The sequence below is a fragment of the Pantoea sp. GCM10028869 genome, assembly GCF_042666835.1.
GTDB classification, from domain to species: domain Bacteria; phylum Pseudomonadota; class Gammaproteobacteria; order Enterobacterales; family Enterobacteriaceae; genus Pantoea; species Pantoea leporis.
Map to the genome: position 1 here is coordinate 622,657 of NZ_JBHTGO010000002.1, position 23,531 is coordinate 646,187.

Sequence of the window (23,531 nt, forward strand, 5' to 3'; positions counted from 1 at the left end):
AATGTCGCCATTTTCACCGTTTCAATACGCGACAAAGAGAGAGTTAAGCACAGAAAAAGGGGTGGCGCTATCCAGGGACACTAATTAGAATCGCCGCCATGAAAACAGAGAATCCCGGCGTACAGTATGTCGCCATCACGGCTGAAAATGCCGGACAACGAATTGATAACTTTTTACGCACCCAGCTCAAGGGCGTGCCGAAAAGCATGATTTATCGCATTTTGCGTAAAGGCGAAGTACGGGTAAATAAAAAGCGCGTGAAACCGGAATATAAGCTGGAGGAGGGCGACGAGCTGCGTATTCCGCCGGTGCGGGTTGCCGAACGCGAAGAGAACACGGTTTCACCGAAACTGGATAAAGTGGCGGCGCTCACCAATGCCATTCTGTATGAAGATGATTACCTGATGGTGCTGAATAAACCGTCGGGCACTGCGGTGCACGGTGGCAGCGGATTAAGTTTTGGCGTGATTGAAGGGCTGCGTGCGTTGCGTCCGGAAGCGCGTTTCCTTGAGTTAGTCCATCGTCTGGATCGTGATACTTCTGGCATTCTGCTGGTGGCGAAGAAGCGTTCTGCTTTGCGCTCGCTGCACGAGCAACTGCGTGAAAAGGGCATGCAGAAGGATTACCTGGCGCTGGTGCGCGGTGACTGGCCGTCGCATCTGAAAGTGGTGCAGGCTCCGCTGCTAAAGAACATTTTGCAGAGCGGCGAACGCGTGGTACGCGTGAGTGCGGAGGGCAAACCTTCCGAGACGCGCTTTAAAGTAGAAGAGCGTTTTGGTTTCGCGACCTTAGTGAAAGCCAGCCCGGTGACGGGCCGTACCCATCAGATTCGTGTGCATACGCTGCACGGTGGCCATCCGATCGCTTTTGACGATCGTTACGGCGACCGCGACTTTGATGCACAGCTGGGTTCGACGGGCTTGTCGCGTCTGTTCTTGCATGCGGCTGCGTTGACCTTCACCCATCCCAATACCGGAGAAGTGCTGCGCATGGAAGCGCCACTGGATGGCGCACTGAAACACTGTCTTGCACAGCTGCGTCAGAAGAAAGACTGATTGAAGGGGCATCAACACAATGCGTTGATGCCCACCGCTCTTAACATCTCATTTAGCGCGATCAGCGGTAAGCCAATCAAGGTATTAGGATCGCGACCCTCTAGCTTGTCAAATAAACAAATCCCCAATCCTTCGCTTTTGAAGCTGCCGGCGCATTGTAGCGGTTGTTCCTTTTCGACGTAGCCGCGAATCTCTTCGGCACTCAACTCGCGGAAATGCACGGTAAAGGGTTCGCAAATAACCGATTGTGTGTCGCTCTGCGGTTGCAGAAGCGCCAGGCCAGTATAAAAGGTGATGGCGTTGCCGCTGGCGGCCACGAGTTGCTGGCAGGCCTTCTCCACGGTATGCGGTTTACCGGTTATCTCGCCATTCAATACACAAACCTGATCGGAACCGATAATCCAGCGGTCCGGGTAACGTGCAGCCAGCGCCTGCGCTTTGGCTAATGCCAGCCGCTGCACCAGCTCGGAGGCTGATTCATGCGGCAGCGGGGATTCGTCGCAATCAGGGGCAGCGGTTATAAAAGGCAGGCCCAGTCTACTTAGCAGCGCCTGACGAAAAGGGGAGGTAGAAGCTAAAACCAAAGGTGTCGTCATTTTTTTTCAGAATAGATAGCGTAAAGATGACAGTCATTTTAAACTATGCGCCGCACTGGATGCGACTAACGGGTGAAAGATGCCGTAAACCGGCCTTTTTCTTTGACTCTATGACGTTACAAAGTTAATATGCGCGCCCTATGCAAAAGGTAAAATTACCCCTGACGCTCGATCCGGTCCGCGCCGCGCAAAAACGCCTTGATTATCATGGTGTTTATGCACCTGAATTGGTGGCGCGCTTGGCCGAAACGGTCGTGAGTGTGGACAGTGAAGTTGAATGCGATATGTCGTTTGCGGTTGATAACCAGCGCCTCGCAGTTCTGCAAGGAACAGCCGAAGTGCAGGTGACTCTGTCATGTCAACGCTGCAACCAGTCGTTTCCACGTCATGTTCACGTAAGCTATTGCTTCAGTCCTGTCTCTTCTGATGAACAGGCCGAGGCACTACCGGAAGCCTACGAGCCAGTTGATGTCAATGATTTTGGTGAGATCGACTTGCTGGCAGTGATCGAAGATGAGCTCATCCTCGCGCTGCCCGTGGTTCCGGTGCATGATTCTGAACACTGTGAAGTGTCCGACGCGGACATGGTATTTGGTCAATTGCCTCCAGAGGCAGAAAAACCAAATCCCTTTGCCGTATTAGCCAGTTTAAAGCGTAAGTAATAGGAGTAAGGTCCATGGCCGTACAACAGAATAAACCAACCCGTTCTAAGCGTGGTATGCGTCGTTCACACGATGCGCTGACCACTGCTGCTCTGTCAGTAGATAAAGTTTCTGGCGAAACTCATCTGCGTCACCATATCACTGCGGATGGTTACTACCGCGGTCGCAAGGTTATCACCAAGTAATCCTCGCGATTACACAAGGCGATACCTTGACACGTTTGACCCTGGCAGTTGATGCCATGGGCGGGGACTTCGGTCCTTGCGTGACAGTGCCTGCAGCCTTGCAGGCACTGGCCTCTCATTCGGAGCTGGTTCTTCTTCTGGTCGGCGATCCCGACATCATCTCGTCATTTCTTGCCAAAGCGGATTCCTCGTTACAGAGGCGTGTGCAGGTTATTCCTGCCGAATCGGTTATTGCAAGTGATGCCAAACCTTCTCAGGCGATTCGTAACAGCCGCGGCAGTTCCATGCGTGTGGCGTTAGAGTTGGTCAAAGAGGGGAAAGCACAAGCCTGTGTCAGTGCGGGAAATACCGGCGCACTGATGGGCCTGGCGAAAATGCTATTAAAACCGCTGGATGGCATTGAGCGTCCGGCGTTGATGACGGTGTTGCCGCATCAGCAGCATGGCAAAACGGTGGTGCTGGATCTCGGCGCTAACGTTGAATCCGACAGCGCCATGCTGGTGCAGTTTGCGATCATGGGCGCAGTGATGGCCGAAGAAGTATTGGAGATCGCCCAGCCGCGTGTTGCGCTGCTGAATATTGGTCAGGAAGAGACCAAAGGTTTGGAAACAATCCGCGCCGCATCTGCGGTGCTGCGAGCGTCACCGCAAATCAACTATATTGGATATCTTGAGGGGAACGATCTCCTCACCGGCAAGACGGATGTGCTGGTTTGTGATGGCTTCGTTGGTAATGTCACGTTGAAGACCATGGAAGGCGTGGTAAGAATGTTCCTCTCTCTGATTAAATCGTCAGAGGAAGGAAAAAAACGGGCCTGGTGGCTAACATTGCTGGGACGCTGGATTCAAAAGCGTCTGGCGAAGCGTTTCGGCCATCTCAACCCCGACCAGTACAATGGCGCTTGTCTGTTAGGATTGCGCGGGACAGTGATCAAAAGCCACGGTGCGGCGAATCAACGTGCATTTGCCGTGGCGATAGAGCAGGCAGAGCAGACGGTGCGAAAGCAAGTCCCTGAAAGGATTGCGGCGCGCCTTGACACTGTATTAGCCAGGAGTGACAAAGCGTAGATGTTTACCAAAATTATCGGTACGGGCAGCTATTTGCCTGAGCAGATTCGCTCCAATGCGGATCTGGAAAAAATGGTCGAGACGACGGACGAGTGGATTGTCACCCGTACCGGCATCCGTGAGCGTCGTATTGCCGCTCCGGAAGAAACCGTTGCTACTATGGGCTTCACCGCAGCACAGCGCGCGTTGGAAATGGCGGGTGTGAATGCGAGCGAAATTGGCCTGATCATTGTGGCGACCACCTCTTCCAGCCATGCCTTCCCAAGTTCAGCATGCATGATCCAGCAAATGCTGGAGATTAACGATTGCGCTGCCTTCGATTTGGCCGCTGCTTGTGCGGGCTTCACCTATGCACTGAGCGTTGCCGATCAATACATTAAAAATGGTGCGGTAAAACATGCGCTGGTGATCGGTGCAGACGTGCTGGCACGTACGCTCGATCCTAACGATCGCGGCACCATCATTCTGTTTGGTGATGGCGCGGGCGCGGTGGTGCTGAGTCAAAGCGAAGAGCCAGGCATCCTTTCTACCCATCTGCACGCCGACGGCCGTTACAGCAAACTGCTGACGCTGCCGTATCAGGATCGTGCCCATCAGGATGAGCCTGCTTATCTGACGATGGCGGGGAATGAAGTCTTCAAAGTGGCCGTGACTGAACTGGCGCACATTGTGGATGAAACTCTGCAAGCCAACAATCTTGATCGTGAAATGCTCGACTGGCTGGTGCCGCATCAGGCGAATCTGCGCATTATTAGCGCAACCGCCAAAAAGCTCGGTATGGGCATGGAGAAAGTTGTGGTCACGCTGGATCGTCACGGTAATACCTCGGCCGCGTCAGTGCCAAGTGCACTTGACGAAGCGGTGCGCGATGGCCGTATCAAGCCGGGACAACTGATTCTGCTGGAAGCCTTTGGTGGCGGTTTCACCTGGGGTTCTGCGCTGGTTCGCTTTTGATTGACAGGAACGAAAGATGACGCAATTTGCTTATGTTTTCCCAGGACAGGGATCGCAGACCGTCGGCATGTTAGCCGAGCTGGCCGCTGAAAACCCGCAGGTTGAAGCCACTTTCCGTGAAGCTTCTGACGCACTGGGTTATGACTTATGGCAGCTGGTCCAGCAGGGACCAGCTGAAGAATTGAATAAAACCTGGCAGACACAGCCTGCGCTGCTGGCGGCTTCTGTTGCCATCTATCGCGTATTGCAGAGCAAAAATGCGGTGCAGCCAAGCATGATGGCCGGTCACAGCCTTGGTGAATACTCGGCGCTGGTTTGTGCCGGTGTGCTGAATTTCGCTGACGCCATTAAATTGGTTGAGCTGCGCGGCAAACTGATGCAGGAAGCGGTACCGGAAGGTACTGGCGCTATGCAGGCGATTATCGGCCTGGATGATGCATCCATCCGTAAAGCCTGTGAAGAGAGCGCTCAAGGCCAGGTGGTTTCACCGGTTAACTTCAACTCGCCGGGCCAGGTGGTTATCGCGGGCAACAAAGAAGCGGTTGAACGTGCGGGTACAGCCTGTAAAGCTGCCGGTGCCAAACGTGCATTGCCGCTGCCAGTCAGCGTGCCATCGCACTGTGCGTTGATGAAACCTGCTGCCGATAAGCTGGCAGTAGCGCTCGAAGCGATCACCTTTAGTGCGCCTTCGGTGCCGGTGGTGAATAACGTCGACGTGAAGTGTGAAACTGAAGGTGCTGCGATTCGAAGTGCGCTGGTCCGTCAGCTGTATAGCCCCGTGCGCTGGACCGAATCGGTCGAATTTATTGCTGCGCAGGGCGTTGAGCAGCTGCTGGAAGTCGGTCCAGGTAAAGTTCTGACCGGTCTGACCAAACGTATTGTGGATAGCCTGAGTGCCGCTGCGGTGAACGATTCTGTTTCACTGAGCGCTGCACTTACCCAGGAATAAGAGGAAAAACATGAGCTTTGAAGGTAAAGTAGCGCTGGTTACCGGTGCAAGCCGTGGAATTGGTCGCGCCATTGCGGAAACGCTGGCTGCGCGCGGTGCCAAAGTGGTGGGAACCGCCACCAGTGCAAGCGGTGCGGAAGCAATCAGTGCTTACCTCGGCGACAAGGGCAAAGGCCTACTGCTGAACGTTACTGATGCCGCCTCAATTGAGAGCGTCCTCGAACAAGTTCGCGCCGAATTTGGCGAAGTGGACATTTTAGTCAATAATGCAGGCATTACGCGTGACAATCTGTTGATGCGCATGAAAGACGATGAGTGGGCGGATATCCTTGATACCAACCTGACATCTGTCTTCCGTCTTTCTAAGGCGGTTATGCGTGCCATGATGAAAAAACGCGTGGGCCGTATCATTACCATCGGTTCTGTAGTTGGGACCATGGGTAACGCGGGTCAGGCAAACTATGCGGCTGCAAAAGCAGGTTTGATTGGCTTTAGCAAATCACTGGCGCGAGAAATTGCGTCACGTGGCATTACTGTAAACGTCGTGGCTCCGGGCTTTATCGAGACGGACATGACGCGTGCACTGAACGAAGATCAACGTTCGGGTATTTTGGCAGAAGTTCCCGCAGGTCGTTTAGGTGACCCGCAGGAGATTGCCAATGCTGTTGCATTCTTAGCCTCTGACGAAGCAGCCTATATCACGGGTGAAACGCTTCATGTCAATGGCGGTATGTACATGGTCTGATAATCACGAAAACATTTGCTTTATCTACGGTAAACACCGCAGAATAACGCAAAATCGTGGTTCGACCAGCCGGGATTTTGTTGCATCTTTTTCAACATTTTATACACTACGAAAACCATCGCGAAAGCGAGTTTTGATAGGAAATTAAATAGTATGAGCGATATCGAACAACGCGTTAAGAAAATCGTAGCTGAGCAGCTGGGTGTTAAAGAAGACGAAGTGATTAACACTGCTTCTTTCGTTGAAGACCTTGGTGCAGATTCTCTTGACACCGTTGAGCTGGTAATGGCTCTGGAAGAAGAGTTTGATACTGAAATTCCAGACGAAGAAGCTGAGAAAATCACTACCGTTCAGGCAGCGATCGACTACATCACTAGCCATCAAGGTTAATGAATATCTTCAGGCGGTCACCTCGACCGCCTGAGTTTTATGTTTGCCCCACATAGCGTTATTTTTTCCCTCCCTGGAGGACGTGCGTGTCTAAGCGTCGTGTAGTTGTGACTGGTCTTGGCATGTTGTCTCCTGTCGGCAATACCGTAGAGTCTACCTGGAGTGCTCTCCTTGCCGGTCAGAGCGGCATTAGCCTGATCGACCATTTTGATACTAGTGCCTACGCAACGCGTTTTGCGGGCTTAGTAAGAGATTTTAATTGCGATGATTTCATCTCGCGCAAAGATCAGCGCAAGATGGATGACTTCATCCAATACGGCATCGTTGCTGGTATTCAGGCTATGGCAGACTCCGGTCTGGTCGTAACCGATGAGAATGCTGGTCGCATTGGTGCGGCAATCGGTTCTGGTATTGGCGGACTGGGTTTAATCGAAGATAACCACAGCTCGCTGGTCAACGGTGGACCGCGCAAAATCAGCCCATTCTTCGTGCCTTCAACCATCGTCAACATGGTTGCTGGTCATCTCACCATCATGTACGGCCTGAAAGGTCCAAGCATCTCTATCGCAACTGCCTGTACGTCTGGTGTGCACAACATTGGTCATGCAGCGCGTATCATTGCGTATAACGATGCTGATGTGATGTTGGCCGGTGGTGCGGAGAAAGCCAGTACGCCACTTGGTGTCGGTGGTTTTGGTGCTGCTCGTGCGCTCTCCACGCGTAATGACAATCCTCAGGCGGCAAGCCGTCCGTGGGATAAAGATCGTGACGGTTTCGTGTTGGGTGACGGTGCTGGCATTGTCGTACTGGAAGAGTACGAACACGCTAAGAAACGTGGTGCGAAGATTTATGCTGAGATCATTGGTTTCGGCATGAGCAGCGATGCTTACCACATGACGTCACCTCCGGAAGACGGTTCAGGTGCAGCCGCGGCGATGGTTAACGCGCTACGTGACGCGCAGCTGAACGCTGAGCAGATCGGTTATGTCAACGCGCATGGCACCTCGACGCCAGCCGGTGACAAAGCGGAAGCGCAGGCGGTGAAATCGGTGTTTGGTGCGGCAGCTCACAGTGTGATGGTCAGCTCTACCAAGTCGATGACTGGCCACCTGTTGGGTGCGGCGGGTGCAGTAGAAGCGATTTATTCGATTCTGGCGCTGCGCGACCAGGCGATTCCACCGACCATCAACCTCGACAATCCTGACGAAGGTTGCGATCTGGACTTCGTGCCGCATACGGCGCGCCAGGTCAGCGGACTGGAGTACACCTTGTGTAACTCCTTTGGATTTGGCGGCACTAACGGCTCGCTGATCTTCCGCAAGGTTTAATCGCTCCTCAGCCATACAGAGGCCCGCAATGCGGGCCTTTTTTATATTTTCTACCGGGCTAATCAAGGCGGCCAGCATGTGGATAAACGGCATACCGCAAACCGAGCTTTCAGCACGCGATCGCGCAGTGCAATTTGGTGATGGCTGCTTTACCACCGCCGCGGTGATTAACGGCCATGTTGTGATGCTGGATGCGCATCTGCAGCGGCTCAAAGAGGGCTGTGCAAGGCTAATGATGGATGCGCCGGATTTAGTTCAGCTCGCTACAGAAATGCATAATGCCGCTGCGGGACACACACAGGCGGTGCTGAAGGTGATCGTGACGCCGGGCGCAGGCGGACGCGGTTACAGCCGCGCAGGCTGCCACTCACCTACGCGCATTCTTTCGCTCTCGCCGTGGCCGCATCATTACGCCACGTTGCAACAGCAGGGCGCTGCGCTCCACACCAGCCCAATACGTCTGGCGCGCAATCCGTTGCTGGCCGGCGTAAAACACCTAAATCGCCTTGAGCAAGTGCTGATTCGCCAGCATCTTGACCAGACGGGCGGTGACGAGGCGCTGGTGCTTGACACTGGCGGGACGGTGGTGGAATGCTGTGCGGCCAATTTGTTCTGGCGTAAGGGCAACAATGTTTTTACGCCGCAGCTTGAGCAGGCTGGCGTGGATGGCATTATGCGTCGTTATCTGATGGCGCAGATGGCCGCAAATGGCCAGACTTGTCAGCTGATTGATGGCAGCAGGGACGACGTATTGAACGCCGATGAAGTGGTGATATGTAACGCCCTGATGCCCGTTTTACCCGTGCGACAAATTGACGACGTTTCATTTACCGCACGCTCGCTGTATCAGCAACTGCGCGCCAGTTGCCCGACGATGGAAGCATCATGACTCGAATGAAAAAAATTCTCGCAGGCGTTGTAATTGTCGCAGGACTCACCGCCGCCTTTGGCTATTGGCAGATTGAACGTTTAGCTGATACGCCCTTAACACTGCAGCAAGAAACCATTTACACCTTGCCCGCTGGCAGCGGTCGCGTGGTACTGGAAGCGCAACTGGAAAGTCAGAAGATCATTCCGCAAAGTATCTGGTTTGGGCCGCTGCTGAAACTGGAACCGGAACTGGCACGTTTTAAAGCCGGTACCTATCGCCTGGAAACCGGCATGACGGTGCGCCAGCTACTGCAACTGTTAGCCAGCGGTAAAGAAGCGCAGTTCCCGGTGCGTTTTATTGAAGGTTCGCGTCTTACCGAGTGGTTAGCCGAGCTGCGCAAAGCGCCATACCTGAAACACACGCTGAGCGACGATCAATTTGCCACCGTTGCCGCCGCGCTTAAGCTTGATGTTAGCCAGCTGGAAGGCGGTTTCTATCCGGATACCTATCTCTATACCGCCAATACCAGCGATGTGGCGCTGCTGGAGCGTGCCCACGCGCGCATGAACAAGTTGGTTGATGAGATTTGGCAGGGACGTATGGAAAATCTGCCTTATAAGAAAGCGCAGGACATGGTCACCATGGCGTCGATCATTGAGAAAGAGACCGGCGTGAGCGAAGAGCGCGCGCGCGTGGCGTCAGTGTTCATCAATCGACTGCGGACCGGAATGAAGCTGCAGACCGATCCCACAGTGATTTACGGCATGGGCGACAGCTACACCGGCACGCTAACGCGTAAAAATCTGGAAACGCCGACCGACTATAACACTTACACCATTAGCGGTTTACCGCCGGGGCCGATCGCGATGCCGGGCCGTGCTTCACTGGAAGCGGCTGCGCATCCGGAAAAAACCAATTACCTCTATTTTGTCGCGGATGGCAAAGGTGGACACACCTTTACCACCAATCTGGCCAGCCACAACAAAGCGGTGCAGGTTTACCGGCTGGTAATGAAGGAAAAAAATGAAAAGTAAGTTTATCGTCATTGAAGGCCTGGAAGGTGCAGGCAAAACCACTGCGCGCGATGCGCTGGTTGCCGTGCTGCATGAGCACGGCATTAATGATGTCGTCTTCACGCGCGAGCCCGGCGGTACGCCGCTGGCGGAACAATTGCGTATATTGGTCAAGCAGGGCATAGACGGCGAGCAGGTGACCGATAAAGCCGAGCTGCTGATGCTGTACGCGGCACGCGTGCAGCTGGTAGAGAACGTCATCAAACCGGCGCTGGTACGCGGTGCCTGGGTGGTGGGCGATCGTCACGATCTCTCTTCCCAAGCCTATCAGGGCGGCGGACGCGGGCTGGATGCGCAACTGATGACCACGCTGCGTGATGCGGTGCTGGGCGATTTCCGTCCCGATCTCACGCTCTATCTCGATGTCACGCCAGAAATTGGACTGCAACGCGCCCGCGCACGTGGTGAGCTGGATCGCATTGAGCAGGAATCATTGCGCTTCTTCGAGCGCACGCGTGAACGCTATCTGGCCTTAGCTGCTCAGGATCCCACGATACTCACCATTGATGCGACGCAAAACATTGCAAACGTGACATCGTCACTTCAACGCACCTTGCGTAGCTGGCTGGCAGGCCTATCCGCATGAATTGGTATCCGTGGTTGAATCAGCCTTATCGACAAATCATCGCCCGCCATCAAAGCGGCCAGGCGCATCACGCCTTGCTGGTACAAGCCATTGAAGGCATGGGTGACGATGCGCTGATCTGGGGCGTGAGCCGTTGGTTGATGTGTTTACAGCCGGAAGGATTGAAAAGTTGCGGCCATTGCCACGGCTGCAAGTTAATGCAGGCGCACACACATCCCGATTGGTATCGCCTGGAAGCCGAAAAGGGGAAATCTTCGCTCGGTATTGATGCGGTGCGTGACGTCACTGAAAAGCTGTATCACTTTGCCCAGCAGGGCGGTGCAAAAATCGTTTGGTTGCCCGATGCCGCGCAGCTGACGGAAGCCGCCGCCAACGCATTATTGAAAACGCTGGAAGAGCCACCGGTCAATTGCTGGTTTTTCCTCAGCGTGCGCGAACCTTCACGCCTGCTGCCTACGTTGCGCAGTCGCTGCATGACGTGGCATCTGTCGCCGCCGGAAGAGGCGCATAGCCTGCAATGGCTGCAGAAACAGCAACCGCAGCCGGAAGAGAAGCTGCGCGCTGCCTTGCGTTTGAGTAATGGCGCACCTGCCGCCGCCTTGACGCTGTTGCAGCCCGAGCGCTGGCAGGCGCGTGAAACGTTGTGTGAAACGCTGATTAAAGCGCTCAACGGCGATGTGCTGCAGCTGTTACCCGCGCTAAACAGTGAAGATGTGGCCGTACGTCTCAGCTGGCTGATTTCACTGCTGGTGGATGCGATGAAAGTGCAGCAGGGCGCAAGTCAGTGGCTGAGCAACGGCGATCGTCCGGATGTGGTCACACAGTTGGCGCAAAGAATGAACAGCAGTGCGCTTAACAGCAGCGCGCAGCAATGGATGCAGTGTCGCGAACAGCTGTTGCATGTCGCCGCACTCAACCGTGAATTAATGTTGACCGATCGTTTACTCGCCTGGGGACGTTTACTGACTCCGGCAACGGTCGGCTAAGCAAAAGAGAACTCTATGTTTATTGTCGATTCCCACTGCCATCTCGATGGCCTCGATTATGAAAAGCACCATCGCGATCTGGATGATGTCATCGCCAAAGCGGCAGCGCGCGATGTGAAGTTTATGCTGGCGATTGCCACCACCTTGCCGGATTACTACAAAATCAAACAGCTGGTAGGCGATCGTGAAAACGTCGCGCTGGCTTGTGGCGTCCATCCGCTTAATCAGGAAGCGCCGTACGACGTCGAAGAGTTCCGCCGTCTGGCCGCAGAGGATCGCGTGGTCGCGCTGGGTGAAACCGGGCTGGACTATTTCTATCAGCAGGAAACCAAAGCGCAGCAACAAGCTTCGTTTCGTGAGCACATTCGTACCGGCATTGCGCTGAATAAACCGATCATCGTGCACACGCGTGATGCGCGTGAAGACACGCTGGCGATTCTGCGCGAAGAGCAGGTAGAGAAGTGCGGCGGCGTGCTGCACTGTTTTACCGAAGATAAAGAGACCGCCGCCAAATTGCTCGATCTCGGTTTTTATATCTCTTTCTCCGGCATTCTGACTTTCCGCAACGCCGAACAGATCCGCGATGCGGCGCGCTACGTGCCGCTTGATCGTATGCTGGTGGAAACCGATTCGCCGTATCTGGCGCCGGTACCGCACCGTGGTAAAGAGAATCAGCCAGCGTTTACGCGCGATGTGGCGGATTACATGGCGGTGTTAAAAGGCGTTGATATCGAAACCCTCGCCGCTACTACTACCGAAAATTTCTCCCGCCTGTTCCACATCCCGATGAGTCGTCTCGGCGGCTAAACGCTTTATTTCAAACGCTGTAATTAATCAGAAATCATTCAACTGCACTGCGTCTTACGGGACGCAGGCAGTGATTTATTGCTGTTTATTAGCGCAAGTCAGTAAGAAATGACTGAAAGGAAAGGGGCCTCCTTAGCGAAATGTGATGGCCGTCAATTTAACAATTAGCGATTTATTTTACTCTTCGTAATAAATCAAAAGACGCTCAGCGTCACCCCGGCGAAGGATCCTCCCCCTAAGCCATGCGCACTGCGCAAAAAATTGCACTCATACTCAGGAGTTTCTATGTTCAAGAACGCATTTGCGAACCTGCAGAAAGTAGGTAAATCGCTGATGTTGCCGGTATCGGTTCTGCCGATTGCCGGTATTTTGTTAGGTGTTGGTTCTGCAAACTTCAGCTGGCTGCCGGAAGTGGTTTCCCACGTCATGGCCGAAGCGGGTGGTTCGGTATTTGCCAATATGCCGCTGATCTTTGCGATCGGTGTGGCGCTTGGCTTTACCAATAACGACGGCGTTTCCGCGCTGGCGGCCGTGGTTGCCTACGGCATCATGGTGAAAACCATGGCGGTGGTTGCACCGCTGGTGCTGCATATGCCTGCCGGAGAAATTGAGGCTAAGCATCTTGCAGATACCGGTGTGCTCGGCGGAATCATCGCCGGTTCCATCGCGGCGTATATGTTTAACCGCTTCTATCGCATCAAACTGCCTGAGTATCTCGGCTTTTTTGCCGGCAAGCGCTTTGTGCCGATCATCTCCGGTCTGGCGGCGATTTTCACCGGTGTGGTGCTGTCATTCATTTGGCCGCCAATCGGTACCGCGATTCAGGAATTCTCACAATGGGCAGCCTATCAAAACCCAGTCGTCGCCTTTGGACTGTACGGTCTGATTGAGCGTTCGCTGGTGCCGTTTGGTCTGCACCATATCTGGAACGTCCCTTTCCAGATGCAAATTGGTGAGTTCACCAATGCCGCAGGTCAGGTATTCCACGGTGATATCCCACGTTACATGGCAGGCGACCCAACCGCAGGTAAATTGTCTGGCGGCTTCCTGTTCAAAATGTACGGTTTGCCAGCGGCAGCGATTGCGATTTGGCATACGGCTAAACCAGAAAACCGCGCCAAAGTGGGCGGTATTATGATCTCCGCCGCGCTGACCTCGTTCCTGACCGGTATCACCGAGCCAATCGAGTTTGCCTTCATGTTCGTGGCGCCGATTCTGTATGTGATCCACGCGATTCTGGCAGGTCTGGCCTTCCCAATCTGTATTCTGCTGGGGATGCGTGATGGCACCAGCTTCTCACACGGTTTGATCGACTTTATCGTGCTGAGCGGTAACAGCAGCAAAATCTGGTTGTTCCCGATTGTGGGTATTATCTACGGCCTGATTTACTACACCGTATTCCGTTTCCTGATTGTGAAACTGAATCTGAAAACCCCTGGCCGTGAGGAGACCGCGATGGAGCAGAGCAGCGCAACCAGCAGCGAAATGGCGGGTAAACTGGTTACCGCGTTTGGTGGTAAAGAGAACATCACTAACCTTGATGCCTGTATCACGCGTCTGCGTGTCAGCGTGGCGGATGTCGGCAAGGTTGATCAGGCTGAACTGAAAAGCCTCGGCGCACGTGGTGTGGTGGTAGCAGGTTCAGGCGTTCAGGCGATTTTCGGCACCAAGTCCGATAACCTGAAAACCGAAATGGATGATTATATCCGCAGCATGTAACGGAAAAAGGCGGGCAGAGCCGGTGCGATGAAGCGGCGTCAGATCGTAAAGACGCCATAAACCATCCCTGGGGCTCGGCCCAAGCCATCCATGGCTTGGGACGCTTTACTCCTCTGCCGCCGCTTCAACGCACATTACTTACTGTGCGTAAAAATGCCCTCAAATGAGGGCATTTTTTTATTTACAGATAAACCCGCAAATACTCCGTCAAACACAGCAGCGCCATGGCCTGACCATACGGCATCGAGGTGAGCGGTATCTGGCGGTAGTACGCCAGATCGCTGCCCATCGCTGTGCCGAACGACACCTGCTTCAATTCCCCATCCTCATCGATATTGCCGATCACGCCGCGCAACGCTTTCTCCGCCAGCGGCAAATATTCGGGCGAAAGATAATGTTTGCGCACCGCTTTAAGAATGCCATAGGCGAAACCGGCGGTGGCGGAGGCTTCCGGGTAGCTGTTGGGATCGTCGAGCAAGGTGTGCCACAAACCGCTGCTGTGCTGACAGGCGCTCAGCGCCTTCACCTGACTCTCCAGCACCTGCTGCAGGAAACGCCGCGTGGCGTGCTGTTCCGGCCAGTTCATCATCTCGAGGAAATCAGGAATGACGATAGTCAACCAGCTATTGCCCCGCGCCCAACGTGCGTTGGCAAAATTGTGCCGCCCCTCAAACGTCCAGCCGTGGAACCACAAACCGGTTTGGCGATCCATCAAATATTGGGTATGAATCAGGAACTGATAACTGGCTTCTTCGACAAACTCCGGACGATCCAGCAGCTGACCAATCTTTGCCAGCGCCATCACGCTCATCATTAAGGTGTCATCCCACAGCTGCTGAGTGTTTTCATTGTTGTAGACGATGTGCTGCAAGCCGCCTTGCTCGGTGCGTGGCATCTCATACATCACCCATTCAGCCCAGCGCTCCAGCACCGGTCGCCACGCGGCATTGCGCGTCTCTTCATAGCGATACGCCAGCGTCAGGAACGGGCAGACGGTATTGACGTTCTTGGTTGGCGTACCTTCCGCCAGCCGCGTGCTGAACCAGTCATCGATAATCTTCAGCGTCGCTTGATCGCCGGTTTGCTGATAATAGTGCAGCATGCCGTACAGGCCGATGCCGTGCGTCCACTCCCAACCGGCCCAGCCTTTGGTATCGATCACGCGGCCATCATCGAGGCGCAGCAAAAACTCGCCGCTGTGATCGGTAATATTCACCAGATTATGGGTTAGCCGCTGAATCAACTGCACCAGCTCAGTGCGTGGCAACAGATATTCAGGCTGGCGCAGTAACGCGCTGTGCTTTACAGGAAATACAGTCATGGTTCATTCCTATCGTTAATCAGGGTAGAGAGAGAAGGTAAAGATCGTGGCTGCGTCGGCAGCGGCGGTGCGGAAGGCTTGTGACGGTTGAGATACCCGACGTTGTTATTGCCCCACAGATTTTCATACGGCATGCCCGCCAGCATTTCGACCACTTCACGCGCCTGTGGCGAAATACGCTCTGGCACCACGCGTCCGGCTTCGCGCATTTTCAACGTCTCTTCGCGCAGCACGGTGTGGGTTTGCAGATTGAGTTTAAAGCGCAGTGAAATAATGAAGCCGCAGGCCAGCACACAGAGCGTGCCCACGCTGAGGATCGCCAGAATGGTATGGCCGACAGCCGGCACCTGCGTGGCCTGGCCGGAAGAGAAGCCCGCCAGCTGCAACACGATACCGACGAACATCACCGCACCTGCTTGCGAGGCTTTGCGCGTCAGCGTCATGATGCCGGCAAAAATGCCTTCGCGACGTTGGCCGGTAATCACTTCATCGACGTCAGCGATATAGGTGTAAGTATTCCACGGCACATAGTTGATGCCGCCGCGACCAAGACCGGCAAGACCGGAAATCAGTACCAGCAGAGCGAAGTTGTCGTTCATGCCGGTGTACCACAATCCGGCGTAGGAGAGGGCGCTAAGCCCAAACAGCACCACCACCATACGATACGCAGGCGCAGGTCCAAGGCGGATACACAGCGGAATCATCGCCATCACCGCAATAAACTGCATCACCGCCATGGTGCCCATCAGGTTGGAGGCGATCTGCGCGCTTTGCATCAGCACAAACACCACATACCAGGTGAACACCGCGTTAAACACGTCCTGCGCGATATAGCCGCCGAGATACATGCCCAGATGCTGGCGGAAAATACGAATGCGCAGCGTTGAGGCCAGCTCGGTGTAGAGGCGCTTCAGGCTCTGTAGCAAGGTCAGCTGTGATTTTTCCTGCTCGGCGCGGCGCGATTCGGCAGAGAAATCGTCGGGATCGCGTTCCCAGGTAAACAGCCACACCAACGTTAACACCAGCGCACAAATCACCGAGAACACCAGGCTGGCGTAGAAGAAGGAGATCGGATTCTCTTTGCCAAACCAGCCAATCAGTATGCCCGGCAGGAACGCTGCCAGAATGGCCGACAGCTGCGCCAGGCCAATACGCGCGCCAGAGAAGCGGGTTTTCTGTTTGAAATCATCGGTCATCTCCGGTACCAGCGTTTCGTAAGGCACCAGAATCATGGTGTAGACCATATCGAACAGCAGATAAGTCAGCAGATACCACCAAAAACTCATGTCGCCAACCCACATCAGGCTGTAGCTGAACACGCACGGAATACCGAGCAGGATAAAAAATTTGCGGCGGCCAAAGCGCTTACCGAGCCAGGTCGAACCAAAGTTATCGGTCAGGAAACCCATTAGCGGGCTCACCACCGCATCCAGCACGCGGGCGGCAGCGAAAATGAAGGTCGCCTGAATCGGCGAGAGCCCACAAAAGGTGGTGTAAAAGTAGAGCAGCCAGGCGGCGGTTAGCGCCGTGGTGCCTGCACCGAGGAAATCCCCGGACCCATAGGCCAGATAATGGCCCAGGCCAATCTTACGAGAGCGCATGGCAGGTTCTCCTTGAATTAGTCGGTAAACACATCCCTCATCACTCCGTACAACTTGCGCGGATTGGATTGAAAGTAGAGCGGCTTAAGCTGGCAAACCTTCGTGATTTCGCAATGACCTGCAGGTGAGTGGCAAAATCACAAAGAAAATGGCGTGATATCTCTAATTTATAAAACAGCGTTTCATTTTTGTGGTTAATGAGAGGTTAGAAATGCGAGCTTCAGCACAATGCGTGGCGAAGTGAGAAAACGGCTTAAAGGCAGCCATTTAATGCAGGAATTGTGGTCCTGAGGTTGAAAGAAATGGAATTCCTCACGCATACTGCCTGACTGAACTCAGGCTTAAGGAAATGCACCATGGCTGAAGAAACCATTTTCAGTAAAATCATCCGTCGCGAGATCCCCGCCGACGTGGTTTATCAGGACGAACTGGTCACCGCCTTCCGTGATATCGCGCCCAAAGCGCCTACCCATATCTTGATCATCCCCAATGTATTGATTCCCACCGCCAACGATGCGCAGCCCGCACACGAGCAGGCGCTGGGCCGGATGATCACCGTAGCCGCCAAAATTGCCCGTGATGAAGGCATTGCCGAAGATGGCTATCGTCTGATCATCAACTGCAACAGCCATGGCGGTCAGGAGGTTTATCACATCCATATGCATTTGGTTGGCGGTCAGCCGCTGGGCCCGATGCTGGCCAGCTAACTCAGGCGGACAACGTGATGCGTCAATGGCTGAGTGGCTTGCTGTTGCTGACCCTTGCAGGTTGCAGCAGCGATAAGCCGATGATTAATACCTCGCAGTCGCTGGTGATGGAATCGGCGGTGTTATCCGCGGGCATTATTACCGATGATCCGAAGTTGACCGAACAAGATGGTCAGCAGCGTGCCATGAGCATGTTGTACAACCAGCGTGAAACACCAGTGAAAGTGCACTATCGTTTCTATTGGTACGACGACAAAGGATTGGAAATCACGCCGGAAGAGCCGGCGCAAAGCCAAATCGTTCCGGCACACGGCAGCGTAGAAGTGGCCTCACAAATGGGCAATCCGACCGCCAGTAAGGTGCGTCTCTATCTTTATCTTTGAGGAGTAAGCTGTGATTCGCAGTGTAAAACGTTCGGGCGCGTTGTTATTTGCGCTAATGCTCACCGGTTGTGTGGTGCAACAACAGACGCCGGCACCGGTAGAACCCACGCAGCCGACCACGCCCACTCAGCCGGTTGAACCTACGCCGCAGCCAGTGCCGCCGCCGCAAACCGTGCCGCAGCCACCAAAGCTGAAAACCATTAACTGGGATGCCAGCGTCCAGCCGTTGGTCGGTAAGATGGTGCAATCTTCAGGCGTAAATCCGGGCAGCGTGCTGCTGGTGGATCGCATCAAGAACAGTACTAATGGCGCGCTGCAAACCGATAAAGCCACCGACGCGATTCAAAATGCGCTGGCCAACAACGGCAAGTTCACGCTGATCACCCCAGAACAGCTGGCGCAGGCCAAGCAAACGCTGGGCTTGTCGCCGGATGACAGCCTCAACTCGCGCAGTAAAGCGATTGGCCTGGCGCGCAACGTTAACGCGCAGTATGTGCTCTACAGCAATGCGCAGGGCGATGTGAAATCACCGACGCTGCAAATGCAGCTGATGCTGGTACAAACCGGTGAAATCATCTGGTCAGGAAACGGTGTTGCTCAACCCTGATCCCCAGCTGCAAAACCTGCTTCAGCAACAATGGCCGACGGCGCAAGCTGCCGGTCATTTTTTCGCGCTGCCGGGACTGAGCGGGCAAAGCGTGCGCGTGCAGATGCCGCAGGGCGAATTGCTGGCGAGACGTGCGCCGCCGCAGCCGATCCCGTTTGTCGATCGCCAGCGCGAATACCGCATTCTGCAGCAACTGCGGCATGCACAGCTGGGGCCGCAGCCGCTGGCGTGGCGCCATCCCTGGCTGCTGCAAAGCTGGATGCCGGGCGAGGTGCTCACTTCCGCGCAGTTTAACGCGCAGCGGCAGGCGATTGTGGCGCTGCTGCAGCGTCTGCATCAACAGCCGCTCACCGGCTACCGTTTACGCTTAGCGCCGCTGCTACAGCGCTATTGGCAGCTTTGCCGGCAGCGTCACTGGCGCTGGCAGCGTCGTCTGCAACGCTTATTACAACAGGGCGAACCGCAGCCGCTGCGCCTGGCGCCGCTGCATATGGATGTCCACGCCGGCAACCTGATTGCCACGCCGGAAGGTTTACGCCTAATCGACTGGGAATATGCCGCCGACGGTGACGTGGCGCTGGAGCTGGCGGCGGTGTGTGCGGTTGATGGCGATACGCGTTCCGCGTGGATTGCTGATTACGCCGCGCGCGCGCAACTGGATGAGCCAGCACTGGCATGCCAGATGCAGCGCTGGCAACCGTGGCTGCAGCTGTTGATGGCCAGCTGGTATCAGCTGCGTGCCGAGCAGAGCCAGGATGACACCTTACTGCAGCTGGCGCAGGCTAGCTGGCACGACCTTTAACTCAGGATTTTAATCATGACCATGAACACACCCGGACCGCTGATGCTTGACGTCGAAAGCTATGAGCTGGACGCCGAAGAACGCGAAATTCTGCAGCATCCGCTGGTGGGCGGACTGATTCTGTTTGCCCGCAACTTCCACGATGTCGAGCAGTTAGCAGAGCTGGTGCGCCAGATTCGCGCCGCTTCGCGCAATCGTCTGGTGGTAGCGGTGGATCAGGAAGGCGGTCGCGTGCAGCGTTTCCGCGACGGCTTCACGCAGCTGCCGGCGATGCAATCCTTCGCCGCGCTGCACGATCTGAATAGCGCGGGTGAACTGGCGCAGCAGGCGGGCTGGCAGATGGCGTCGGAAATGATCGCCATGGACATCGACATCAGTTTCGCGCCGGTGCTCGATATTGGTCACATCAGCGCGGCGATCGGCGATCGTTCATTCCATGAAGATCCGGCCATCGCCCTGCAGGTCGCGCGCCGTTTTATCAACGGCATGCATGAAGCCGGCATGAAAACTACCGGCAAACACTTCCCCGGTCACGGTGCGGTCAGTGCCGATTCGCATAAAGAGACGCCGCGCGACAACCGCGATGCCGCCACGTTGCGTCAGCATGACATGGCGATCTTTAAGCAGTTGATCGACGAGCAGCTGCTTGATGCGGTGATGCCGGCGCACGTTATCTATACTGAGGTGAATCCGTTGCCTGCCAGCGGTTCGCCGTATTGGCTGCAAACCGTATTGCGCCAGGAGCTCAGCTTTAACGGCGTGATTTTCTCTGACGATCTGTCGATGGAAGGTGCCGCGGTGATGGGCAGCTACGCCGAACGCGCGCAGCAGTCGCTGAATGCCGGTTGCGATATGATCCTGGTGTGCAATCAACGCGCGGGCGCGGTGAGCGTGCTGGATAACTTGACGCCGATCGGGGCAGAGCGCGTGACGCAGTTATACCATCAAGGGCGTTTTACCCGTCAAAGCCTGCTGGCAAGCGAGCGCTGGCGGCAAAATCAGCGTCAGTTAAGCGCGTTGCAAGAGCGCTGGCTGGCGCACAAAGCCTCGGGCAGATAAGCATCGCTGCCCGGATTTCACTCCACGCTGAGGATAATCATGATCATCTATCTGCACGGTTTTGATTCCAACAGTCCGGGCAACCATGAAAAGGTGCTGCAGCTGCAGTTTATTGACCCGGACGTCAGATTAGTCAGCTACAGCACCCGCCATCCCAAACACGACATGCAGTTTCTGCTGAAAGAGTGCGACAAGCTGCTACAACAGGGCGACGATGCGCATCCGCTGATTTGCGGGGTTGGGCTGGGCGGTTATTGGGCCGAACGTATTGGCTTCCTGTGCGGCATGCGTCAGGTGATCTTCAATCCAAATCTGTTCCCGTTTGAGAACATGGAAGGCAAAATCGATCGCCCGGAAGAGTATCTCGATATCGCCACTAAGTGCGTCAACGATTTCCGCGAAAAGAACCGCGAAAAGTGTCTGGCGATTTTGTCTAGACAAGATGAAGCGCTGGATAATCAGCGCAGCGCGACGTACCTGCAGCCGTTCTATGAAATCATCTGGGATGACGCAGCCAGCCACAAATTCAAGAACATCGCGCCGCATTTGCAGCGCATCAAAACCTTCAAACTCCTCGCCTGACCGTCCGCGCGCCGTGTGATGCGGCGCATAAAATGTGTAACATTCTGATAATGCAGCTGAAAGATTGATGTACATCAATTTTCTTATGTGATGTCTCTGACGCCGTGATATTCTGCCCTCAGCTCGCGATTTAACGTCGCCAACCCTATGTTTATTAAGGTTTTTATTAACCATTAATTAACTATTGGTTTACAACTTTGAGGGGGTCTTTGTTGACTACATCTATGGAAAAAATCGTTATCATCGGCGGTGGTGCTGGCGGCTTAGAGCTGGCAACACAGCTCGGTCACAAGCTGGGACGCAAGAAGAAAGCCGAGATCATCCTGGTCGATCGTAACCACAGTCATCTGTGGAAACCGCTGCTGCATGAAGTGGCAACCGGTTCGATGGACGAAGGGATTGATGCGCTGAGCTATCTGGCGCACGCGCGTAATCACGGTTTCCAGTTCCAGCTGGGATCGCTGACGCAAATCAATCGTGAAAACAAAACCCTTGAGCTGGCCGAAATCCGCGATGCGGAAGGCGCACTGTTAGTGCCGCAGCGTGAGCTGGCCTACGATCGCCTGGTCATCGCGCTTGGCAGCACCTCAAATGACTTCGGCACGCCGGGCGTAAAAGATCACTGCATCTTCCTCGACAACCCGCATCAGGCGCGTCGTTTCCATAACGAAATGCTCAACCTGTTCCTGCGTTTCTCGGCCAGCGAAGGCAGCCTGGAAAAAGTCAACATCGCCATTGTCGGCGGCGGCGCCACCGGCGTGGAACTCTCTGCAGAGCTGTATAACGCGGTGAAACAGTTGCACAGCTACGGCTACAAAGGTCTGGATAGCAGCTCGCTGAACGTCACGCTGGTGGAAGCCGGTGAACGCATTCTGCCGGCGCTGCCACCGCGTATCTCGGCGGCGGCGCATCAGGAGCTGACCAAACTTGGCGTACGCGTGTTGACGCAAACCATGGTCACCAGCGCCACCGAAAACGGCTTGAATACCAAAGGCGGCGAATTCATCGACGCCGACCTGATGGTGTGGGCGGCCGGTATCAAAGCGCCAGACTTCCTGAAAGAGATTGGCGGTCTGGAAACCAACCGCATCAATCAGCTGGTGGTAAAAGAGACGCTGCAAACCACGCTGGATGACGACATCTACGCGATTGGTGATTGCGCCTCCTGTGCGCTGCCGGGGGGCGGATTTGTACCGCCGCGCGCGCAGTCAGCGCATCAAATGGCGTCGCGCGCGCTGGAGAACATCCTTGCACAGCGTAAAGACAAACCGTTGAAAGCTTATGTTTATAAAGATCACGGTTCGCTGGTGTCGCTATCGCGCTTCAGCACCGTCGGCAGTTTGATGGGTAACCTGATGCGCGGATCGATGATGGTGGAAGGGCGCATTGCGCGTTTTGTCTACATCTCTCTATATCGTATGCACCAGATTGCGCTCCACGGATACTTCAAGACCGGTCTTATGATGCTGGTCGGCAGTCTTAACCGCGTCCTGCGTCCGCGTCTCAAGCTGCACTGATGATTTTCGGGCGGTGAATGCCGCCCTACGCCACACCAGCTGCCGTAACCCGCTGAAAACTGCACGTTCAGCTTAAGGTTACGGCACTATTTCACCCGATCTCGGAACTCTCCTAAAAGCTGGCCCTGATGGGTTTCCGCTGCGTTTCCTCCATTAATCTGATGTTGCAATTACGGTCCATCTGTAAAACTTATCACCAACAAACACGGCGCGGCGCGCACGCCGGTTATGCCTCGGTTACCCAGGATTGGGTAGCGGCAGGAATGCGCGGTAACAACCTTCAGGAGGATATTCCTGTGAATAAATCAATGTTAGCGGGTATCGGTATCGGCGTGGCAGCAGCGTTAGGTGTTGCCGCAGTCGCCAGCATGGATGTTTTCGATCGCGGCCCGCAGTTTGCACAAGTTCTGTCGGCGACGCCGATTAAAGAGAGCATCAAGCAGCCGCGACAGGAGTGTCGCAATGTGACGCTGACCCATCGTCGTGCGGTTCAGGATGAGAATCGCATTGCCGGTTCGGTGCTGGGCGCGGTAGCCGGCGGCGTGTTGGGCCATCAGTTTGGTGGTGGACGCGGACGCGATGTGGCTACGGTAGCGGGCGCGTTAGCTGGCGGTTACGGTGGTAATCAGGTGCAGGGTGCGCTGCAGGATCGCGACACGTACACCACCAACGAGCAGCGTTGCAAAACGGTATATGACAAACAGGAAAAAATGCTGGGTTATGACGTGACCTATAAAATAGGCGACCAGCAGGGCAAAATCCGCATGGAAAACGACCCTGGTACCCGCATTCCGCTCGACCGTAATGGTCAGCTGATCCTGAATTCAAATCAGGCCTAATTGGGCAAAGATGCATCACAGCAGCAGTAACGAAAAAAGCGCCGCAAGGCGCTTTTTTTTATGTGTGAGATCCTCAACGCGCACGGATTCGTAGCGGCGCAATTTGTTGCGCATCATCAATGGCGCACGGAGTCAAAGGC

Annotated in this window: 26 protein-coding genes; 23 read left to right on the forward strand and 3 right to left on the reverse strand. The window is 54.9% G+C overall.

Translation table 11 applies throughout. From position 1 onward, the window contains the following. Positions 1-98 precede the first annotated feature (98 nt). The gene (gene rluC, locus ACFQW4_RS07235; RefSeq protein ID WP_137385558.1) at positions 99-1,055 is read left to right on the forward strand and encodes a 23S rRNA pseudouridine(955/2504/2580) synthase RluC; all 957 of its coding nucleotides are present in this window, start codon (positions 99-101) and stop codon (positions 1,053-1,055) included. A gap of 11 nt (positions 1,056-1,066) precedes the next feature. On the opposite strand, the gene ACFQW4_RS07240 is transcribed toward rluC, so the two are convergent. Continuing rightward, positions 1,067-1,651: a Maf family protein gene (locus tag ACFQW4_RS07240; RefSeq protein ID WP_377724577.1), complete on the reverse strand. Its 585-nt coding sequence runs from the start codon at positions 1,649-1,651 to the stop codon at positions 1,067-1,069. Between the two features lie 140 nt (positions 1,652-1,791). Here ACFQW4_RS07240 and yceD point away from each other — a divergent pair, with 140 nt between their 5' ends. From yceD to ptsG, 14 genes are all read left to right on the forward strand, one after another. Next, positions 1,792-2,313 carry a 23S rRNA accumulation protein YceD gene (gene yceD, locus ACFQW4_RS07245; protein WP_007885785.1) on the forward strand — a complete coding sequence of 174 codons (522 nt, stop codon included), beginning with the start codon at positions 1,792-1,794 and terminating at the stop codon, positions 2,311-2,313. Positions 2,314-2,327: 14 nt separating this feature from the next. Then, entirely contained in the window at positions 2,328-2,498 is a 171-nt protein-coding gene (gene rpmF, locus ACFQW4_RS07250; protein WP_007885783.1) for a 50S ribosomal protein L32, read from the forward strand. 26 nt (positions 2,499-2,524) lie between these two features. Further along, entirely contained in the window at positions 2,525-3,565 is a 1,041-nt protein-coding gene (gene plsX, locus ACFQW4_RS07255) for a phosphate acyltransferase PlsX (protein WP_008103068.1), read from the forward strand. After that, entirely contained in the window at positions 3,566-4,519 is a 954-nt protein-coding gene (locus ACFQW4_RS07260; protein WP_110865925.1) for a beta-ketoacyl-ACP synthase III, read from the forward strand. It begins immediately after the preceding gene. A 16-nt stretch (positions 4,520-4,535) separates the two neighbouring features. Beyond that, positions 4,536-5,468 (forward strand): ACP S-malonyltransferase, encoded by a 933-nt coding sequence (gene fabD / locus ACFQW4_RS07265; protein WP_101760836.1) that lies wholly within the window; start codon positions 4,536-4,538, stop codon positions 5,466-5,468. A gap of 10 nt (positions 5,469-5,478) precedes the next feature. Then, positions 5,479-6,213, forward strand: coding sequence for a 3-oxoacyl-ACP reductase FabG (gene fabG / locus ACFQW4_RS07270; protein ID WP_007885776.1), 735 nt, complete (start codon positions 5,479-5,481; stop codon positions 6,211-6,213). Between the two features lie 153 nt (positions 6,214-6,366). After that, on the forward strand, positions 6,367-6,603 hold the full coding sequence (gene acpP / locus ACFQW4_RS07275; protein ID WP_101760835.1) for an acyl carrier protein: 237 nt from the start codon (positions 6,367-6,369) through the stop codon (positions 6,601-6,603). Positions 6,604-6,689: 86 nt separating this feature from the next. Further along, positions 6,690-7,931: a beta-ketoacyl-ACP synthase II gene (gene fabF, locus ACFQW4_RS07280; protein WP_101760834.1), complete on the forward strand. Its 1,242-nt coding sequence runs from the start codon at positions 6,690-6,692 to the stop codon at positions 7,929-7,931. A 76-nt stretch (positions 7,932-8,007) separates the two neighbouring features. After that, positions 8,008-8,820, forward strand: a complete 813-nt coding sequence (gene pabC / locus ACFQW4_RS07285) for an aminodeoxychorismate lyase (RefSeq protein WP_377724583.1) — start codon at positions 8,008-8,010, stop codon at positions 8,818-8,820. After that, positions 8,817-9,836 carry an endolytic transglycosylase MltG gene (gene mltG / locus ACFQW4_RS07290; protein WP_377724585.1) on the forward strand — a complete coding sequence of 340 codons (1,020 nt, stop codon included), beginning with the start codon at positions 8,817-8,819 and terminating at the stop codon, positions 9,834-9,836. The genes pabC and mltG overlap by 4 nt, the downstream gene beginning before the upstream one ends. Beyond that, positions 9,826-10,461, forward strand: a complete 636-nt coding sequence (tmk, locus tag ACFQW4_RS07295) for a dTMP kinase (protein ID WP_377724587.1) — start codon at positions 9,826-9,828, stop codon at positions 10,459-10,461. The genes mltG and tmk overlap by 11 nt, the downstream gene beginning before the upstream one ends. Then, positions 10,458-11,447 carry a DNA polymerase III subunit delta' gene (gene holB / locus ACFQW4_RS07300; RefSeq protein WP_377724589.1) on the forward strand — a complete coding sequence of 330 codons (990 nt, stop codon included), beginning with the start codon at positions 10,458-10,460 and terminating at the stop codon, positions 11,445-11,447. Before tmk ends, holB begins: the two co-directional genes overlap by 4 nt. Positions 11,448-11,462: 15 nt before the next feature. Next, complete coding sequence (locus ACFQW4_RS07305; RefSeq protein WP_101760829.1) at positions 11,463-12,254, forward strand: metal-dependent hydrolase; 792 nt, start codon at positions 11,463-11,465, stop codon at positions 12,252-12,254. A gap of 285 nt (positions 12,255-12,539) precedes the next feature. Continuing rightward, a complete protein-coding gene (ptsG, locus tag ACFQW4_RS07310) occupies positions 12,540-13,973 on the forward strand; it encodes a PTS glucose transporter subunit IIBC (RefSeq protein WP_192234281.1) in 1,434 nt (477 codons plus the stop codon). A 181-nt stretch (positions 13,974-14,154) separates the two neighbouring features. On the opposite strand, the gene ACFQW4_RS07315 is transcribed toward ptsG, so the two are convergent. Further along, entirely contained in the window at positions 14,155-15,294 is a 1,140-nt protein-coding gene (locus ACFQW4_RS07315; RefSeq protein WP_101760827.1) for a glycoside hydrolase family 105 protein, read from the reverse strand. Beyond that, a complete protein-coding gene (locus ACFQW4_RS07320) occupies positions 15,291-16,895 on the reverse strand; it encodes an MFS transporter (RefSeq protein ID WP_280172687.1) in 1,605 nt (534 codons plus the stop codon). Before ACFQW4_RS07320 ends, ACFQW4_RS07315 begins: the two co-directional genes overlap by 4 nt. Positions 16,896-17,251: 356 nt before the next feature. On the opposite strand from ACFQW4_RS07320, the gene hinT reads away from it, so the two are divergent. The 8 genes from hinT (at position 17,252) to ACFQW4_RS07360 (ending at position 23,391) form a co-directional block, all read left to right on the forward strand. Further along, positions 17,252-17,602, forward strand: coding sequence for a purine nucleoside phosphoramidase (hinT, locus tag ACFQW4_RS07325; protein ID WP_101760825.1), 351 nt, complete (start codon positions 17,252-17,254; stop codon positions 17,600-17,602). A 17-nt stretch (positions 17,603-17,619) separates the two neighbouring features. Next, positions 17,620-17,985 carry a YcfL family protein gene (locus ACFQW4_RS07330; protein WP_110865934.1) on the forward strand — a complete coding sequence of 122 codons (366 nt, stop codon included), beginning with the start codon at positions 17,620-17,622 and terminating at the stop codon, positions 17,983-17,985. 10 nt (positions 17,986-17,995) lie between these two features. Further along, positions 17,996-18,592, forward strand: coding sequence for a penicillin-binding protein activator LpoB (gene lpoB, locus ACFQW4_RS07335; protein ID WP_101760823.1), 597 nt, complete (start codon positions 17,996-17,998; stop codon positions 18,590-18,592). Next, a complete protein-coding gene (gene thiK / locus ACFQW4_RS07340) occupies positions 18,552-19,394 on the forward strand; it encodes a thiamine kinase (protein ID WP_376753509.1) in 843 nt (280 codons plus the stop codon). Before lpoB ends, thiK begins: the two co-directional genes overlap by 41 nt. 15 nt (positions 19,395-19,409) lie before the next feature. After that, the gene (nagZ, locus tag ACFQW4_RS07345) at positions 19,410-20,453 is read left to right on the forward strand and encodes a beta-N-acetylhexosaminidase (protein ID WP_377724593.1); all 1,044 of its coding nucleotides are present in this window, start codon (positions 19,410-19,412) and stop codon (positions 20,451-20,453) included. Positions 20,454-20,492: 39 nt separating this feature from the next. Further along, positions 20,493-21,035, forward strand: a complete 543-nt coding sequence (gene ycfP / locus ACFQW4_RS07350) for an alpha/beta hydrolase YcfP (protein WP_210080512.1) — start codon at positions 20,493-20,495, stop codon at positions 21,033-21,035. A 212-nt stretch (positions 21,036-21,247) separates the two neighbouring features. After that, entirely contained in the window at positions 21,248-22,552 is a 1,305-nt protein-coding gene (locus ACFQW4_RS07355; RefSeq protein WP_085982480.1) for an NAD(P)/FAD-dependent oxidoreductase, read from the forward strand. Between the two features lie 296 nt (positions 22,553-22,848). Then, entirely contained in the window at positions 22,849-23,391 is a 543-nt protein-coding gene (locus ACFQW4_RS07360; protein WP_007885735.1) for a glycine zipper 2TM domain-containing protein, read from the forward strand. Positions 23,392-23,531 lie beyond the last annotated feature (140 nt).

Bases quoted from the DNA above. Each gene is read 5' to 3' on its own strand.
- rluC (WP_137385558.1), top strand. From the start codon at position 99: ATGAAAACAGAGAATCCCGGCGTACAGTATGTCGCCATCACGGCTGAA.
- ACFQW4_RS07240 (WP_377724577.1), bottom strand. From the start codon at position 1,651: ATGACGACACCTTTGGTTTTAGCTTCTACCTCCCCTTTTCGTCAGGCG.
- yceD (WP_007885785.1), top strand. From the start codon at position 1,792: ATGCAAAAGGTAAAATTACCCCTGACGCTCGATCCGGTCCGCGCCGCG.
- rpmF (WP_007885783.1), top strand. From the start codon at position 2,328: ATGGCCGTACAACAGAATAAACCAACCCGTTCTAAGCGTGGTATGCGT.
- ACFQW4_RS07260 (WP_110865925.1), top strand. From the start codon at position 3,566: ATGTTTACCAAAATTATCGGTACGGGCAGCTATTTGCCTGAGCAGATT.
- fabD (WP_101760836.1), top strand. From the start codon at position 4,536: ATGACGCAATTTGCTTATGTTTTCCCAGGACAGGGATCGCAGACCGTC.
- fabG (WP_007885776.1), top strand. From the start codon at position 5,479: ATGAGCTTTGAAGGTAAAGTAGCGCTGGTTACCGGTGCAAGCCGTGGA.
- acpP (WP_101760835.1), top strand. From the start codon at position 6,367: ATGAGCGATATCGAACAACGCGTTAAGAAAATCGTAGCTGAGCAGCTG.
- pabC (WP_377724583.1), top strand. From the start codon at position 8,008: ATGTGGATAAACGGCATACCGCAAACCGAGCTTTCAGCACGCGATCGC.
- mltG (WP_377724585.1), top strand. From the start codon at position 8,817: ATGACTCGAATGAAAAAAATTCTCGCAGGCGTTGTAATTGTCGCAGGA.
- tmk (WP_377724587.1), top strand. From the start codon at position 9,826: ATGAAAAGTAAGTTTATCGTCATTGAAGGCCTGGAAGGTGCAGGCAAA.
- holB (WP_377724589.1), top strand. From the start codon at position 10,458: ATGAATTGGTATCCGTGGTTGAATCAGCCTTATCGACAAATCATCGCC.
- ACFQW4_RS07305 (WP_101760829.1), top strand. From the start codon at position 11,463: ATGTTTATTGTCGATTCCCACTGCCATCTCGATGGCCTCGATTATGAA.
- ptsG (WP_192234281.1), top strand. From the start codon at position 12,540: ATGTTCAAGAACGCATTTGCGAACCTGCAGAAAGTAGGTAAATCGCTG.
- ACFQW4_RS07315 (WP_101760827.1), bottom strand. From the start codon at position 15,294: ATGACTGTATTTCCTGTAAAGCACAGCGCGTTACTGCGCCAGCCTGAA.
- ACFQW4_RS07320 (WP_280172687.1), bottom strand. From the start codon at position 16,895: ATGCGCTCTCGTAAGATTGGCCTGGGCCATTATCTGGCCTATGGGTCC.
- hinT (WP_101760825.1), top strand. From the start codon at position 17,252: ATGGCTGAAGAAACCATTTTCAGTAAAATCATCCGTCGCGAGATCCCC.
- ACFQW4_RS07330 (WP_110865934.1), top strand. From the start codon at position 17,620: ATGCGTCAATGGCTGAGTGGCTTGCTGTTGCTGACCCTTGCAGGTTGC.
- nagZ (WP_377724593.1), top strand. From the start codon at position 19,410: ATGACCATGAACACACCCGGACCGCTGATGCTTGACGTCGAAAGCTAT.
- ycfP (WP_210080512.1), top strand. From the start codon at position 20,493: ATGATCATCTATCTGCACGGTTTTGATTCCAACAGTCCGGGCAACCAT.